The sequence below is a fragment of the Actinokineospora sp. NPDC004072 genome (genome assembly GCF_053604195.1).
On record NZ_JBSGHB010000011.1, the window covers coordinates 79,997 to 95,033 of the forward strand.

Consider the following 15,037-nt stretch of genomic DNA (forward strand, 5'->3'; position numbering starts at 1 on the left):
CAGCTCGCCCGCGACGCACCCCGGTCGGGTGAGGTTAGGGGCCATCCGGTGGATTGCCGCCTAGGGTCGTGCGGTGGCAGGTTCGCCTGCAGCCGATCCCCCGCCCGACCGGCACGGATGGGCCTGCCCACGACGTCGTCGCCTGTTCGGAGGTACCAGTGCGAAAACGATCCCGGTTCCTGGGCGCGGTGCTCGCCGCGGCCTGCGCGGGCGGGCTGGCCGCCGCGGTCGCCCCGCCCGCGGTCGCGGCCCCGGCCGACGGGCCCAGCGCGCACTTCGTCGTGCTCGGCCCGCAGAGCGCCAGGGCCCTGTGGCGGGTCGAGAAGGCGGTGCGCGACTCCGGCGGCACCGTCGTGCAGAGCTGGCCGCAGATCGGCGTCGTCGTCGCGGCCTCGCCGAACGCGGACTTCGCCGCGGTCGTGCGGACCAAGCCCGGCGTGCAGGGCGCTGGCGCCACCCAGAACCTCGCTGAGCTGGCCCAACCCGCGCTGGCCGCGGGCGGGCTGGAGTCGCGGGCGCTGGAGGCCACCACCGGCGTCATCCCGGCGGGGGCGCCCGGCACCGCGTCCGCCGCGGGCGATCCGCTCAGCGTCAACCAGTGGAACCTGGGCGCGATCCGCGCCGACCAGGCGCACGAGATCAGCGGCGGCAGCCCGGACGTGCTCGTCGGCGTGCTCGACTCCGGCATCGACCCCACCCATCCGGACCTCGCGCCGAACCTGGACCAGGCCAACTCGGTGGGCTGCACCGACCGCGGCGTGCCGAACCCCGCCCGCAGCGCGTGGACCCCGACCACCAGCGACCACGGCACCCACGTCGCCGGGATCATCGGCGCGGCGCGCAACGGCGTCGGCGTCGTCGGCGTGGCGCCGGGGGTCAAGATGGCCTCGATCAAGGTGGTCAACGACGCGGGCTACATCTACCCCGAGTACGCCATCTGCGGGTTCATCTGGGCCGCCGAGCACGGCGTCTCGGTGACCAACAGCTCCTACTTCGTCGACCCGTGGTACCTGTGGTGCAACGACGACGCCGACCAGCGCGCCGTCGCCAGGGCGGTCACCCGCGCGGTGGACTACTCCGCGCGGCGCGGCGTGGTGAACGTGGCGGCGCTGGGCAACAGCAACTGGGACCTGGCGCACCCGATCCTGGACGAGGGCAGCCCCAACAACGGCACCCCGTTCCCGCGGCAGACCGGCAACCAGTGCGTCAAGCTGCCCGCCGAGGTGCGCGGGGTGGTGGGCGTGTCCTCCACCGGCGTGGAGAACCGCAAGTCGTACTTCTCCAACTACGGCATCGGCGAGACCGAGGTGGCCGCGCCCGGCGGCGACGCCCGGCAGATCCCGAGCACCCCGGACGGCAACGGCCGCATCCTGTCCACCACGTTCAACGGCGGCTGGGGCTACAAGCAGGGCACCTCGATGGCCGCCCCGCACGCGGCGGGCGTGGTGGCCCTGCTGCGCTCGACCCACCCGGGCTGGAGTGCGGCGCGCACGATCGTCGAGCTCGGCCGCGACGCCGACCGGCTCCCGTGCCCGGCGGGCGGGGTCTACGACCCCGACGGCACCGGCAACTGGCTGGCGAACTGCCAGGGCGGGAGCACCGGCCGCGGCTTCTACGGCGCTGGCCTGATCGACGCGCTGGACGCGGTGCGCTGACCGGCTGACCATCGCGGCCGATCCGGATGCCGTCCGGGTCGGCCGCGGTCGGCTTCGGGGGCGGGGCTCAGCTGGCGGCGCGGTCGTCCGCGGCGACGGGGACGCGCGGGGCGGGCAGGGGCACGCGCGCCGCGGCCGCGGCCTTGACGGCCACCCTGCGGCGGCGCAGCAGACCCAGCACCAGGCCGCCGCCGCCGATCACGACCGCGATGCCCCCGACGAGGACCCCGCCCTCGCTGACGGTGGCGGCCGTCACCTGGGCCAACGTGGCCGATACGCCTGACACCGTTGCACCGTCCCTCGATTGGGCTAAAGCACCGCTGTGTGGACCGTCAAGAAGCTACCGACTGTGTCAACAGCGGAGACCCACATCGGTGATAGATCGCCCGCTGGCGTCGATGAGCGTAGCTCCCGGTGCGGTGAACGGTATCCCCGGGTAGTGGATCAATCACCCGGGGCGGTGTGGCATCAGCAGTCGTGGCCGGGCAGCGGCTTGAGGAACTCCTCAGCGGCCCAGCGGTCCGGGCCGAGCTTGCGGAAGCCGCCATCGACGGTCCGGTCGGCCACGGTCTCCGCGCCCATCTTGAACTTGCCGACGATCTCGGCGGTGCGGCTCGGCGCGGCGCGCACGTTGAGCACGTCGGCGGTGACGATGACCTTGCAGGCCCCCTCGCCGCCGGTCGGCGCGGCCTCCCCGCCGGGGCGGTCCACCCCCATCGAGTAGATGACGGCGACCACCGCGACACCGCCGATCAGCAGGGCCCGCTTCGGCACCAACACGTCAGCACACTCCCGGTCCGGCTGGACTCCGACGGCTCCACCGTGACCCAGCCGGGCCGCGCCGACAACTCGTGTCACCCGAAAGGCCCCACCGACGGCGACGGCCCCCGCCGGGCAGGGCGGGGGCCGTCGACGCGGGCGCGGGTGATCAGCCCGCCATGGCCTTCTGCAGGTTCTCGTCCAGGGTGTTCAGGAACTCCTCGGTCGTCTGGTACGGCTGGTCCTTGCCGATCAGCAGCGCGAGGTCCTTGGTCATCTTGCCGCTCTCGACGGTCTCGATGATGACCCGCTCCAGGGTCTCGGCGAAGCCGACGACCTCGGGCGTGCCGTCGACCTTGCCGCGGTGGGCCAGGCCCCGGGTCCAGGCGAAGATCGAGGCGATCGGGTTGGTCGAGGTCGGCTTGCCCGCCTGGTGCTGGCGGTAGTGCCGGGTGACCGTGCCGTGGGCGGCCTCGGCCTCGACGGTCTTGCCGTCCGGGGTCATCAGCACCGAGGTCATCAGGCCGAGCGAGCCGAAGCCCTGGGCCACGGTGTCGGACTGCACGTCGCCGTCGTAGTTCTTGCAGGCCCAGACGTAGCCGCCCTCCCACTTCAGCGCGGCGGCGACCATGTCGTCGATGAGGCGGTGCTCGTAGGTCAGGCCCTTGGCCTCGAACTCGGCCTTGAACTCCGCGTCGAACACGGCCTGGAAGATGTCCTTGAAGGCGCCGTCGTAGGCCTTGAGGATGGTGTTCTTCGTGGACATGTAGACCGGGTAGTTGCGCTGCAGGCCGTAGGAGAAGCTGGCCCTGGCGAAGTCCTCGATGGACTTGTTGAAGTTGTACATGCCCATGACGACGCCGCCGTCCTCGGGCATCCGCACGACCTCGTGCTGGATCGGCTCGGAGCCGTCGGCCGGGGTGTAGGTGATGGTCACCGTGCCCGCGCCGGGCACCTTGAAGTTGGTCGACTTGTACTGGTCGCCGTGCGCGTGGCGGCCGATGATGATCGGCTTGGTCCAGCCGGGGACCAGCCGCGGGATGTTCTTGATGATGATCGGCTCGCGGAAGACGACGCCGCCGAGGATGTTGCGGATCGTGCCGTTGGGCGAGATCCACATCTTCTTCAGGCCGAACTCCTCGACCCGCGCCTCGTCCGGGGTGATGGTGGCGCACTTGACGCCCACGCCGTGGCGCTTGATGGCGTTCGCGGCGTCGATGGTGACCTGGTCCTCGGTGGCGTCGCGGTGCTCGATGCCCAGGTCGTAGTAGTCCAGGTTGATGTCCAGGTACGGGTGGATCAGCTTGTCCTTGATGAACTGCCAGATGATCCGCGTCATCTCGTCGCCGTCGAGCTCGACGACGGTTCCCTGGACCTTGATCTTGGCCATGAGCCGCGATGCTCCTCTCGCCTGTGGTCTGCCCGCGCTAAACGGTACAAGCGTACTGGTAGCGGGCCGCGGCGGGCACCCGTGTGGGCACTCTCACCGCGGCCCGATGCTAGGCGAGCCCCGCCACGGCGGCGATGATGCGCCTGCTCACCAGCGGCTGCTCCGGCAGACCCATGTGCAGGGTGTTCACCGAGAACACCACCCGGCGGGCGAGGTCGGGCGTGGCCCCGATGCCGTTGTTGTACCCCGGCCGGTCGCCGGTCTTGCCCCAGAAGACGACATCGCCCACCGCGATCCGGTCCAGCCCGCCGCCGCGGTGCGCGGGGACGTCATTGGCCGGGTCGTCGTCGCCGTCGTAGGCAGGCACGTCCGGCACGTCGAAGACCACCGCGTTCTGCTCCGGCGGCAGCAGCCGCCCGGTCATCACGGCGACGAGGAACCGGTCGAGGTCCTCGGCGGTCGAGATCGCCTCGGCCGCGGCCCACTGGTAGGTGGGGTTGGCCTCGGTGATGTCGACGTAGCGGCCGTCGACCAGCTCGTAGGCCCGCGCGTGCGGCCCGGGGATGCGGGTCCTCGCCCCGGGGAAGCTGGTCCCGCCCAGCCGCAGCGGCTTGATGACGGCCTCGTGCACGGTCTCGGCGTACGGCCTGCCGGTCACCGCCTCCATGACGGCCCCGAGCACCAGCGCGCCGATGTTGCCGTAGTGCTGCTTCGTCCCGGGCGCGAACTCCATCTCCCGCCCGGTGAACGCCAGGTCGAACAGCTGCTGCGGGGTCCAGGTGTCGAAGCGGTGCCGGAGGAACCAGTCGGGGTCCTTGTGGTCGATCGGCACCCCCGGCAGCCCCGAGGTGTGGTTGAGCAGCGTCCGCACCGGAACCGGCGGGTACCGCTCGGGCAGGACCCCCGGCAGGTACTCCTGCACCGTCCGGTCGAGGTCCAACTCCCCCGCGCGACCAGGTGCAACGCCCCCACCGACGTGAACAGCTTGGTGATGCTCCCGATCCGGAACCGCGCATTCCCCGGCACCCCCCGCCCCGACCGCACATCCGCAACCCCCGCGGTCCCGTCCCAACTCCCCGCCCACCCCCGAACCCGCACCAACGCCCCAGACGCCCCCTGGTCCGGCAACCCCCCAATAGCCGCCCGAACCGCCCCCACATCCAACGGCGGCACCGACACTCCCCCACCCACGGCCCCAGCCCCCGAAGCCGTCCCCACCAGCATGGCCGCCACCACCGCGGCAATCCGAATTCGCATACCCCCACCCTGTCGCCGATCACCACCCCCGCCATCAGGCAAGCCCCCTGATCCCCACCCCCAACTTCCCCTGACCCCACCCCCCGAACCCCGCCTCCCCCACCCCACCCGATCCAGATGCAGCCCCACCCATCCAGATGCAGCCCCACCCGTCTAGATCAGCCCACCCATCCAGATCAGACACCCCGCCCACCCAGGGGGCAGACCCCCTCGGTTCTCACCGTACCGGCGAGGGCCGACGAAATCGGAGTCGACACTCCGATGCGGCGGCAGGCGGCGCCGGAGGTCCACACGATCGAGGGGTTCGGGGCGATTCGGGTGCGAAGACGTGGAGCGCAGTGCTGGAGACCGCTTCTGCGACCCGTGCTGCGACGGCACGCCCGGGCCGGCGGCGGAGCACGACCATCCGACGAACCCGCCGAGCCGAGCACGGCACAAGGCCGGCGTCCGCCGCGCCATCGCCCACCCACGGGTCGCAGAACGGAGAGCCCGGCGCGAGGAAGGGCCGAACGTCGGCCCCGCTCCCGCCACGCCATCACCCTCTTCCTCCTCCTCGCCCCCCGGGATCACGGAGAGCCGGGCGTGAGGGAAGGGCAAACGTCGGTCCCGCCATCGCCCCACCCCCAGATCACAGGTGGTCGCCGACCAGCGCCTGCACCGGGCGGCCCACCAGCCACTCGACGTGGGCGTCGGTCAGGCCGTCCTGGTCGGGACGGAGCCCGGCGCGGGGGAGGGACGTCGGTCCCCGGGCCAGCGGAAGGGACCGGCCACCGGGCGGGACGAATTGCCGCGGGCCGGTCCCGGCGCGCGACCGGGCATGCTTGGATCTTGGGCAGCCGTGCGGCAGGTGGACGGCCGCAGGGGGCAGCGGAGGTGGGGGAAGCGATGGCGACCGGTCCGACGCACGCGATGAGCGGGCTGGCGGCGTGGGCGGCGGTGACCGCGCTGGCCGAGGGGACGGCGCTGGGCAGCCTGTCGGTCAAGGGGTGGCTGGTCGGGGCGATCCTGGCGTCGGGGGCGGCGCTGCTGCCCGACCTCGACCACCCCGGCTCGACGGTCTCCACGACCTTCGGGCCGGTGTCGGCGGCCGCGTCGAAGCTGCTCAACGGGCTCAGCGGCATCGTCTACAAGGCGACGCGCACCAACCGCGACTCCAAGCGCGAGGGCGGGCACCGGGGGCTGACCCACACGCTCGTCTTCGCCCTCGGGGCCGCGGTGGTCACCACGGCGATCATCCAGACCAGCCAGTCCTGGGCGCTGCCGGTGCTGATGTTCTTCTTCTGCGGCTTGGCCGTGCGCGGGATCATGCACAAGTGGTGCCCGCGCAACGACGCGCTGTGGATCACCGGGACCAGCCTGGTCCTGACCTACGCCTGTCTCAAGTGGACCGACCCGACCTCCCCGGACGCCGCCGCGTGCGGGGTGGCCGTCGCCATCGGCTGCATCGCCCACTACCTCGGCGACGCCATCACCGAGCAGGGGTGCCCGATCCTGTGGCCGGTGCCGATCGCGTGGAAGACGTGGTACCCGATCGCGCCGCCGAAGATCATGCGGATGCGGACCGGCGGCCGGGTGGAGATGGCGATCATCGGGCCGCTCATCACCGCGATCGCCGTGTGGATGTCGGCGGTGGCCCTGCAGCGCGCGGGCGGCGTGCTGCCCCAGATCGACCTGATCCCCTGGACCTGACCTACTTCATCGCGGCGAGCTGGATGAGGTTGCCGCAGGTGTCGTCGAAGACCGCGGTGACGACCGGGCCCATGTCCACCGGGTCCTGGGTGAACTCCACGCCCAGGCCCTTGAGCCGCTCGGCCTCGGCGTAGACGTCGTCGACGGCGAACTGGGTGAACGGGATGCCGTCGGCGACCAGCGCCTTCTTGAACGGACCGGCCGCGGGGTGCCCGTCGGGCTCCAGCAGCAGCTCCACGCCGTCGGGGTTGGCCGGGGAGACCACGGTCAGCCACCGGGCCGAGCCCGCGGGCACGTCGGTCTTCTTGATGAAGCCCAGCTTCTCGGTGTAGAACGCCAGCGCCTTGGCCTGGTCGTCGACGAACACGCTAGTCACGTTGATCCTGATCATGGGTCGGTCCCTCTCGGTCGCGGGTCCACCGGTCGGCGAGCGAGCGCAGCGGACCGGGGTCGATGTGGTGGAACTTGTAGCGGCCCTGCCGCCGGGTGCGCACCAGACCGGCCTGCTCCAGCACGGCGAGGTGCTGGGAGATGGCCTGGCGCGTGGAGGAGAGGCCGTGCTTCATGGCCAGCCTGCCGCAGATCTCGAACAGCGTCTGGCCGTCCCGGTCGGTCAGCTCGTCCAGGATGGCGCGCCGGGTCGCGTCGCCGAGGGCCTTGAACAGCAGGTCGTCCACACCGCAGTTATAGGCAAGTCGTCACTTGCCTGTCAACCGAGCGACGCCGCCAGCGCCTCCGCCTCCTCCTCGCTGAACCCGCCCGCACCGCCGTGGATGGTGGTGTCGCCGCGGATCTCGCCCTGGATGCTCGGCGCGGAGACGACCTCGCCGTCGACCAGGAACGCGACGCGCTGGCCGACGTTGGCCCCGGTGTGCCGGGCCCAGATGTCGGCGCCCTCGGCGGTGAACGAGAGGGTGACGACGTAGCCGACGCCCTGCGGGTCGGCGGCCGCGGTCGCGCCTGCGACGTGCCGCTCGTCGAGGAGGACCGCGCCCAGGACGAACACCTCCGCCCCGTCGCGGGCGCAGGCGGCCAGCGGCCGGTCCGGGTCGGCGTCGGCGGGGCCCGCGCCGCAGTCCAGGGCGTTCATCGCCGCCAGCTGCGCGGTCGGGTCGGTGGCGAGCTCGGGCGCCTGGACGCACGCCGCGTCCTGCGCGGCGGAGCGGTCCGGGCAGGCGGGGGTCGTCACGCCCGGCGTCAGGCCCGCGACCGGGGCCGCGACGACGACCGGCCGGAAGTCCAGGGAAGGCGCTTGCACCGCCTCGCCGCCCACCGCCGACTGACACCCGCTCAGGACCACGCAGGCGACCAGTACCGCCCCGAGTGCTCGCGCCACACCGGGTGCATCGCCTGCTGGTGTCGATCAGTTACCCCGGGTGCGCGCCGACGGCGTCGCGGATCTCGTTGCCGAGGTCCTCGCCGCTGCTGCGCGCGCAGTGGGCGCAGCAGAAGAACCGGCCCCGTACCTCGACGCCGTGGCCGAGCACCCGGCACTTGCAGTGCTCGCACACCGGCGCGAGGCGGTGGGCAGCGCATTCCAGGGAGTCGAAGGTGTGGACCTGGCCGCTGACCGTCCGGACCTCGAAGGCCATCCAGTAGTCGTTGCCGCACACGTCGCAGACCGCCATGGGGGCGCTCCTTCCGTCCCCGCCAGCCTGCGCCGGGCCTCAGCGCGCGGCAACCCGGAGCCGGGCCACGCAGCCCAGGGCGATCAGGGCGAGCACGGCGATGTAGCCGGAGACGGCCATCGAGGTCCCGGTGGCCTCCAGCAGCAGCACCATGAGGAACGGCGCCAGGCCGCCGCCGAGCACCGAGGCGATCTGGTAGGCCAGCGACGCGCCGGTGTAGCGGATCTGCGGGGCGAACAGCTCGGCGAACAGCGCGGCCTGCGGGCCGTAGATGCAGCTGAGGAACGTCGCGCCGACCAGCTGGGCGACGATCAGCCCGGGGACGGTGGCGGTGTCGATCAGCAGGAACATCGGGAACGCCCACAGCAGCAGCCCGACCACGCCGACGGTGTAGACCCGCAGCCGCCCGAGCTTGTCGGACAGCCGCGCGGCCAGCGGGATCGTCACGATCTGCACCCCGGCGACGATCATCGCGACGACGAGCACCGATCCGCGGTCCATGCCCAGCTCGCGGGTGGTGTAGTCGAGGGCGCCGGTGATGAGGATGTAGAAGGTCGCCAGGTGCACGGCGAACGACCCGCCCGCCAGCAGCACCTTGCCCCGGTGGTGCTTGAGCACCTCCCGCACCGGCGACCGCTCGACCCCCCGGAACTCCGGCGTCTCGGCGATCCGCTTGTGGATGAACCACGCGAGCACCAGCACCAGCGGCCCGACGAGGAACGGGATCCGCCACGCCCACTCCGCGAACCCCGCCGACTTCTGCAGCACCGCGAACGACATGTTCGCCAACACGACCCCGACGACGACCCCGATCTGCACGAAGCTGCCGTACAACCCCCGCTTCCCGGGCGGCGCGTACTCGGTGGCCAGCAACATCGCCCCACCCCACTGCGCCCCGACGGCCACCCCCTGCAACAACCGCAGCACGACCAGGATGATCGGCGCGGCGATCCCGATGGTGGCGTACGAGGGCGTCAACCCGATGCCGGTCGTCGCCGCGCCCATCGCGACCAGCGCCAACACCAGAGTCGGCTTACGCCCGTACCGATCCCCCAGATGCCCGGCAATCGCCGCCCCGATCGGCCGCACCACGAACCCGACCGCGAACGTGGCGAAAGCCGCCAACACCCCGGCGACGGGGCTGACGGAGGGGAAGAAGACATCGCTGAGCACGAGGGCGGCGGCGGTGCCGAAGATGAAGTAGTCGTACCACTCGAAAGTGGAGGCCAGGAACGCGGCAACCGCGACCTTGCGGTGCTTGGTGGTAGTCGCCTCTTTCAACATCGCCGCCTCCACGTGTGGACGTGGTGACCAGGGTGAACGGCGGGGGCAGTGGATCACATCTCCGGCGATGCCCAACGCTTCCGACAGCGCTCCGTCGGATCGGAGCGAAGACGCTTGCTCCACGCCAGGCCGTCCTCAGGCCGTCACAGACGACGAGGCCGTGCCACCGTCCACCGAGGGGAAGAGCCGATCCGACGCCGCCCGCGCCCGGCTGTGGCTGCTCTGGACCAGGTGCGTATAGATCTTGAGCGTGTAGGCCGGGTCATGGTGGCCGAGGTACGCGGACACCTCCTTGATGGACGCGCCGTTGGCGAGCAGGTTCGAGGCGTAAAGGTGCCGCAGCGCGTGCATGCCGTCGCGCCGGTCGGTGTACGGCACGCCTGAGGCCGCGAAGGCCGGTTTCCACACCTCCAGGAGGAACTGACCGCCACGCCACACCTTGGAGGTCTCACGGTTCAGGTTCCGGCCCAGCCCGTCAGTCAGACGGTTGATGAGGAGCGTGACAGTGACGGGATCGCCGCCGGGCTCCAGCCAGGGCAACGTCAGTTCCAGCGGTTGATGGGTGGTCAGGTAGTCGTCAATGCGCGCCAGGACGCCATCGCCGAGCGGCACCGTCCGCGACTTCCCACCCTTCGGGGGAGCGAAGACCGCGACGGGGCCAATCCAGCGAATCTGACGGACAACGTTCAACTCCATATCCGTGCGGTTGATGTCATCCGGACTGAACCCGAATACCTCCATTTGCCGCAGGCCAGCACCCGCCCCGAGCGGCACGACTACCTTGTAATGCTCGGGCAAGGCCATGTGCACCTTGCGGAGCTTGACGTCCGGCCACACGGTGACGCGACGCTCTTCCGGTTTGGGCCGCTTGATGCTCTTGACCTTGCAGGGGTTGACCTCAATTCGCTTCTCGTCAACCGCCGCACCCAGAATGGCGCTTAACATGTCGAAGAGTTGCGCCCTGTATGAACCCTTGCGCTTGCGGTTGACCATCCATTCCAACCAGTCGCGGATGGTGTCGACCGATGCGGCTTCCGCGAGAGACATATCTCCGAAGAACGGCCATACCATACCGTTGAGCCGCGTCGTGATCATCTGCTGATACGAGGCGTCCGACGACTGCCCCTTTCGCCACTTGGCCACGTAGTCACGTAGGCTGAGCTGCCCCGCCTTCGGGTCGACATACTTCCCTGCCAATAGGTCGACCTGCACTGTGGACAAGAACGCCTCAGCCCGTTTGAGCTGCTTGTCCGGGAACGACTTCGAGCGCTCTTTCTTCCCGACATAGTAGCGGACGCGGTAGCGCAAGCCCTTTCCATAGAGGGCTGATCGTTCCCGTACCGGCTTACCTTTCGAGTTGAGGACCACCTTTCCGTTCTCGTCTAGTTTGTCGCGGTACCAGCGGTCTTCCACGTGTCCGGCCATAGCGCGGCCTGCTCTCCGATCTCTGCAATCCGAGTAGTTGATTAGGCAGCCGCCGCCGCGGTGCCGCCCTGGGCGAGCCAGGCCGTGACCTTGCGTGGGTCGTATCGGACGTGCTTGCCCACGCGGACGTACTCGGGCCCGGTGCCCTTGTGCCGCCACTCCCGCAGCGTCTTGGCGGGCACCTTCAGGAAGGCCGCTAGGTCGTCGGTGTCCCACATGGGGACGTACTCCCGTCGCATGACTCCCCCACGTCAGGCAGCTAGTGGTCGTGTTGCTGAAAGATCGGTGCTCGCTGCGAGCAGGGCTCTGTCGTATTCGGCGCGCCAGCGGATGCGTTCGGAGATGGCGTGCATGAGTAGGTGGGCGCGTGGTGGGGCGTTGGTGTCGCCTGGGGCGAGTTTGCGCCAGATCAGCCGGGAGCTGTCCTGCTCGGGTGGGCGGATGCCGACGCCTTCGAGCATGGAGAGCACGAAGGCGCGCCGGTCTGCCTTGTGCTCCGCGATGGTCTTGCCTGACCACTTGCGCGAGACCAGCACGCGCCGCCCGGGCAGGCCCAGGGTGGAGCGTCGGTGCGCGCGCCCTTTGCAGCGGCCGGGGATGGTCTTGGAGGTGACGCCCAGCGGTTGGACGCCGTAGAGCAGCCAGACCGCGCACCGGGGCGAACAGGGCGTCACCGCCAGTTCTGCGTGCAGGCGGTCGTGGTGTTCGCGCTGCCGATCGGTGGTGGCGGTGACGACTTCCTCGGTGGACTTGGTGAGGTACTTGGTCAGGTACCCGATGTGGCGTCCGGCCTCTTCGGTGCCGCCGAGGATGCCCTTGGAGTGCACCTGCGGCCCGAACCGCGCCACGTGGGCGGGGTGTTCGACCTGCTCAAGGGCGTCCATCCAGGTCATCAGAGGGCGCCGGGTGTCCGGGTCCACGAACCGGCCGCCATCCCACACCGGCAGGCGCTCACCGCCGTAGATGGGCTGGTCGTGGGCGGGCCACCACACCTGCAGGTAGGTGGCCGCGGTGACCTGCCGGATGACCTCGTGCGGGATGGAGCCGCGGATCGCCGCGTGCAGATGCGGCGCTGTCCGCTTCTGCGGTTCGACCGTGGCGAAGTACTGCACGTCCCAGCCGACGACGCGGCGGAGGTTCTGCCACCAGCGGTCGATCAGGGAGGCGAAGTGCACCGCATCCCGAGCCGCCCGCCGATAGTCGTAGCTGGCGAAGTCGCGGGGTGCGCCATCGGGCCCGACGTGGCCGTAGGTGTCACAGGTCAAGGTGACGAACATGGAGGGCCGGTAGGCACCGGCGTACTCGCGGCCGAGGGTGCGCTTCTCGACCCGTCGCCGAGGCAGGTTCGGGGCGTCCTGCCGCCGCCTGGTCGACCGCTTCGGAGCCGACTTCGCGCCGGGCCCGTCGGGGTTCGGGAGCCTGCCCGCGACACCACAGCCGCGCAGCTCCTCATCCACGGCGCGGATGTCCTCACGCAGCCCGTCCGCCTCCACCTCTCCAGCGGCATCGGCCCGTCGGTAGGCGGCCACGAGGTCGGCGCGCAGCTCCAACAACGCCCGCTCCTCCGCCGAAGGCTCCCGCCGCACATCGACAGGCTCGGAGCTCAGGTGCCAACCCTCACGGCACTGAGCCATCCGCAGCGCCCGAGCCTTCCTAGCGCACGGCCCACACGCGCTCTCCACCGTCGACCCACACGGCACACCCACGTAGCGGAGACGCCCGGTGTCGGGATCGCCGACCTCCATGGTGAACGGTCGCACGCATACGCCGTGCTGCTCAGCGGTGGAGGTGATCACGTCCAGAGCGAGCGGAGCCCGCACCTTCTCCAGGGCGATGACGTTCTCGCTCATCCGCCTACCCCCGCAGCCCAGCGCCGCAGCCGCGACAGGTCGATCTCCACCGCGAAGCGCGAGTCTTCGGGTTGGGTCAGGGCGGCCGGGAGGTCGGCGACGCCCCACACCTGGATCAGGCGGTCGCAGGTCAAGCGGCCGTAGACGTACAGGTGCAGGCCGCCCTCCGAGCACCAGAACCACGCCGTGACGGTGGTGAGGGTGTCGGCCCAGGCCAGGAGACCGGCCGCGAGCTGGGCGACGTTGCCGCCGCGCAGTTGGGCCGACAGGACCGGCTCCCCGGCAGCGGCGACGATCCCCGAAGCGCTGACCTGAACCGGCACGGGCAGGGACAGCTCCCCGAGTTCGGCGACGTGCTCCTCGAACGCGGCCCACACGTCGAGGAGGGCCGCCATGCCCGCAGCGTTGCTCATGTGGGTGTTCATGCCGCCGTATCTCCGTCCGCGTGCCGAGGGATCGGGAAGTGCAGCACCGTCGCCGCGCTCCCGGTGACGTAGTGGGAAAGCTCGATGATGTTGGTGTCGGTCACGTGGAAGGCGCGGGCCCGCACCGGGTCGCGCTTGCCGTCCTCCTTGGCCCACGCCACACCAGGCGTCGACTCCGCGATCTCGTGCGCGTTGCCGCCCCGGGCGCGAACCCCGTCCCCGAGAACCATGTCCACCTGAACCGCCTCATCCAGGCGCATAGCAATGCGTGTGGTGAACAGGTTGCGGAAGGGCACGATCTCCTTGCGCGGGTCTTGCACCAGCGCCAGCACGGCGACGCCCGGAGCGCGCCCCTGGGACGTGATGGTTTGCAGCGCCATCTGCGCCCGCTCCCGCAGCTTGCGATCCGGCTGGTAGGCGATGATGTCGGCGAGTTCATCGACCACCAGGAGCAGGAAGGGCTCCCCGCTGTTGGGTGACCAGCCGCGCCGGATGCCCCGGAACCGCGCTGCCCTCGCACGCACTTCCTCAGCGAGGGATTCGAGCAGCTCGACCGCCGCCGCCCCGTTGCTGTAGACCGGACCGCCGTGGAACAGGTCGGGCGCCTGCCCGAGTTCCATGCCGCCCTTCGGGTCGATGCCGTAGACGCGGACCAGGCCCGAACGCAGCGCCGGGGCGAGGGCCCGCAGCACCGCCCACAGGATCGAAGCCTTCCCCGCGCCCTGCACACCGGCCACCAAGAACTGAGCACCCCGCAGCCGCAGCGCCCACGGCTTGCCCGTCTCCGTGCAGCCGATCACGACCCGCTTCAAGTCGACCGATGCCCCGGGGTCGGCGAGCGCGGGAACCGGCAGCGGACGCGCCAACGGATCGGCGTGCAGGAAGTCCAGCTCGATCACGCCCGGCTTGATCACCCGCACCCGGCACGCTCGGGCCCGGAACGAGTGCGCCAGCCCCGAGGCCCGCGCCTCCCACTGCTCCGGGGCCTGCCCCGGGATCATCCGCACCCGAACCCGGTCCCGCCACCACTCCGAACGTGTCCGCTTGAGCTTGGGCCGGTACTCACGGCCCCGGGCATCCCCCGTCAACGACGACAGCCGCGTCACGGTCCGCCACTGGCCCGCGTACACGACGCCCCGCCGCCACTCGCTCCGCAACCAGGAGAAGCGCTGATTGAACCCCGGAGCATCCCGGAGCCACCAGACGCCCGCGGCCGCGACGAGCACCAGGACCAGGCCGCCGACCAGCCAGCCCAGGCCGAGCCCGAACACCGTGACCTGCCCGGCCAGCCAGTACAGCACCAGCCCCACCAGGCCCAGGACCACCGAGGCGGGGTAGTACCAGGCGATTCGCGCCGCCCTCACCGCCAACCACACCAGCACGACCGCAGCCGCGACCGGGAAGAGGAGCAGCTTCGCCTTCCACGGAAGCAGGGTCCACCACGGCAGCCGAGGCCGCGCCACCTCCAGCGGGGCCGGGTCGACCCACCGGCCGCCCATCACCAACCACCCCGAACCGAGGTGTCGGCCGGGCGGGAGATGACGCCGAACTCCAGCGCCAGCGCCCCGGAGCACGCCGCGCAGTGCTTGTCACCGGGCAGCATGCGGGCAAACCGCTTGCACTTGGCGCAGCGGGTGTTTCCTGGTCGGGCGGTCCCCCTTGCGGGGGCATCCCC

The 15,037-nt window shown here is 70.8% G+C and carries 15 protein-coding genes and 1 pseudogene; 2 read left to right on the forward strand and 14 right to left on the reverse strand.

The window, feature by feature from the left end:
- The first annotated feature begins 158 nt into the window (after positions 1-158).
- Entirely contained in the window at positions 159-1,655 is a 1,497-nt protein-coding gene (locus tag ACWEPX_RS18445; protein WP_451898407.1) for a S8 family peptidase, read from the forward strand.
- Positions 1,656-1,722: 67 nt separating this feature from the next.
- Here the strand turns inward: ACWEPX_RS18445 and ACWEPX_RS18450 are convergent, their stop codons facing one another.
- The 4 genes and pseudogenes from ACWEPX_RS18450 to ACWEPX_RS18465 all read right to left on the reverse strand — a co-directional run bounded on the left by ACWEPX_RS18450 (position 1,723) and on the right by ACWEPX_RS18465 (position 5,061).
- On the reverse strand, positions 1,723-1,911 hold the full coding sequence (locus ACWEPX_RS18450) for a hypothetical protein (RefSeq protein ID WP_451898408.1): 189 nt from the start codon (positions 1,909-1,911) through the stop codon (positions 1,723-1,725).
- 212 nt (positions 1,912-2,123) lie between these two features.
- A complete protein-coding gene (locus ACWEPX_RS18455; RefSeq protein ID WP_451898409.1) occupies positions 2,124-2,435 on the reverse strand; it encodes an SH3 domain-containing protein in 312 nt (103 codons plus the stop codon).
- Between the two features lie 148 nt (positions 2,436-2,583).
- Entirely contained in the window at positions 2,584-3,804 is a 1,221-nt protein-coding gene (locus tag ACWEPX_RS18460; RefSeq protein WP_451898410.1) for an NADP-dependent isocitrate dehydrogenase, read from the reverse strand.
- A gap of 109 nt (positions 3,805-3,913) precedes the next feature.
- A pseudogene (locus ACWEPX_RS18465) lies at positions 3,914-5,061 on the reverse strand (serine hydrolase domain-containing protein).
- 885 nt (positions 5,062-5,946) lie between these two features.
- Between ACWEPX_RS18465 and ACWEPX_RS18470 the strand changes: the two are divergent.
- Complete coding sequence (locus ACWEPX_RS18470; protein WP_451898411.1) at positions 5,947-6,750, forward strand: metal-dependent hydrolase; 804 nt, start codon at positions 5,947-5,949, stop codon at positions 6,748-6,750.
- Position 6,751: 1 nt separating this feature from the next.
- Here the strand turns inward: ACWEPX_RS18470 and ACWEPX_RS18475 are convergent, their stop codons facing one another.
- From ACWEPX_RS18475 to ACWEPX_RS18520, 10 genes are all read right to left on the reverse strand, one after another.
- Positions 6,752-7,141: a VOC family protein gene (locus ACWEPX_RS18475; RefSeq protein WP_451898412.1), complete on the reverse strand. Its 390-nt coding sequence runs from the start codon at positions 7,139-7,141 to the stop codon at positions 6,752-6,754.
- Positions 7,119-7,427 (reverse strand): ArsR/SmtB family transcription factor, encoded by a 309-nt coding sequence (locus tag ACWEPX_RS18480; protein WP_451898413.1) that lies wholly within the window; start codon positions 7,425-7,427, stop codon positions 7,119-7,121. Before ACWEPX_RS18480 ends, ACWEPX_RS18475 begins: the two co-directional genes overlap by 23 nt.
- 32 nt (positions 7,428-7,459) lie before the next feature.
- Positions 7,460-8,086, reverse strand: coding sequence for a SecDF P1 head subdomain-containing protein (locus tag ACWEPX_RS18485; protein ID WP_451898414.1), 627 nt, complete (start codon positions 8,084-8,086; stop codon positions 7,460-7,462).
- Between the two features lie 31 nt (positions 8,087-8,117).
- Entirely contained in the window at positions 8,118-8,378 is a 261-nt protein-coding gene (locus tag ACWEPX_RS18490; RefSeq protein WP_451898415.1) for a Prokaryotic metallothionein, read from the reverse strand.
- A 39-nt stretch (positions 8,379-8,417) separates the two neighbouring features.
- Positions 8,418-9,662 (reverse strand): MFS transporter, encoded by a 1,245-nt coding sequence (locus ACWEPX_RS18495; protein ID WP_451898416.1) that lies wholly within the window; start codon positions 9,660-9,662, stop codon positions 8,418-8,420.
- 135 nt (positions 9,663-9,797) lie between these two features.
- A complete protein-coding gene (locus ACWEPX_RS18500) occupies positions 9,798-11,087 on the reverse strand; it encodes a tyrosine-type recombinase/integrase (RefSeq protein WP_451898417.1) in 1,290 nt (429 codons plus the stop codon).
- A gap of 41 nt (positions 11,088-11,128) precedes the next feature.
- Positions 11,129-11,326, reverse strand: coding sequence for a helix-turn-helix transcriptional regulator (locus tag ACWEPX_RS18505; RefSeq protein WP_451898418.1), 198 nt, complete (start codon positions 11,324-11,326; stop codon positions 11,129-11,131).
- A gap of 12 nt (positions 11,327-11,338) precedes the next feature.
- Positions 11,339-12,937 (reverse strand): replication initiator, encoded by a 1,599-nt coding sequence (locus tag ACWEPX_RS18510; protein ID WP_451898419.1) that lies wholly within the window; start codon positions 12,935-12,937, stop codon positions 11,339-11,341.
- Positions 12,934-13,350, reverse strand: coding sequence for a hypothetical protein (locus ACWEPX_RS18515; RefSeq protein WP_451898420.1), 417 nt, complete (start codon positions 13,348-13,350; stop codon positions 12,934-12,936). Before ACWEPX_RS18515 ends, ACWEPX_RS18510 begins: the two co-directional genes overlap by 4 nt.
- 8 nt (positions 13,351-13,358) lie before the next feature.
- Positions 13,359-14,861: an FtsK/SpoIIIE domain-containing protein gene (locus ACWEPX_RS18520; protein ID WP_451898421.1), complete on the reverse strand. Its 1,503-nt coding sequence runs from the start codon at positions 14,859-14,861 to the stop codon at positions 13,359-13,361.
- Between the last annotated feature and the right edge of the window lie 176 nt (positions 14,862-15,037).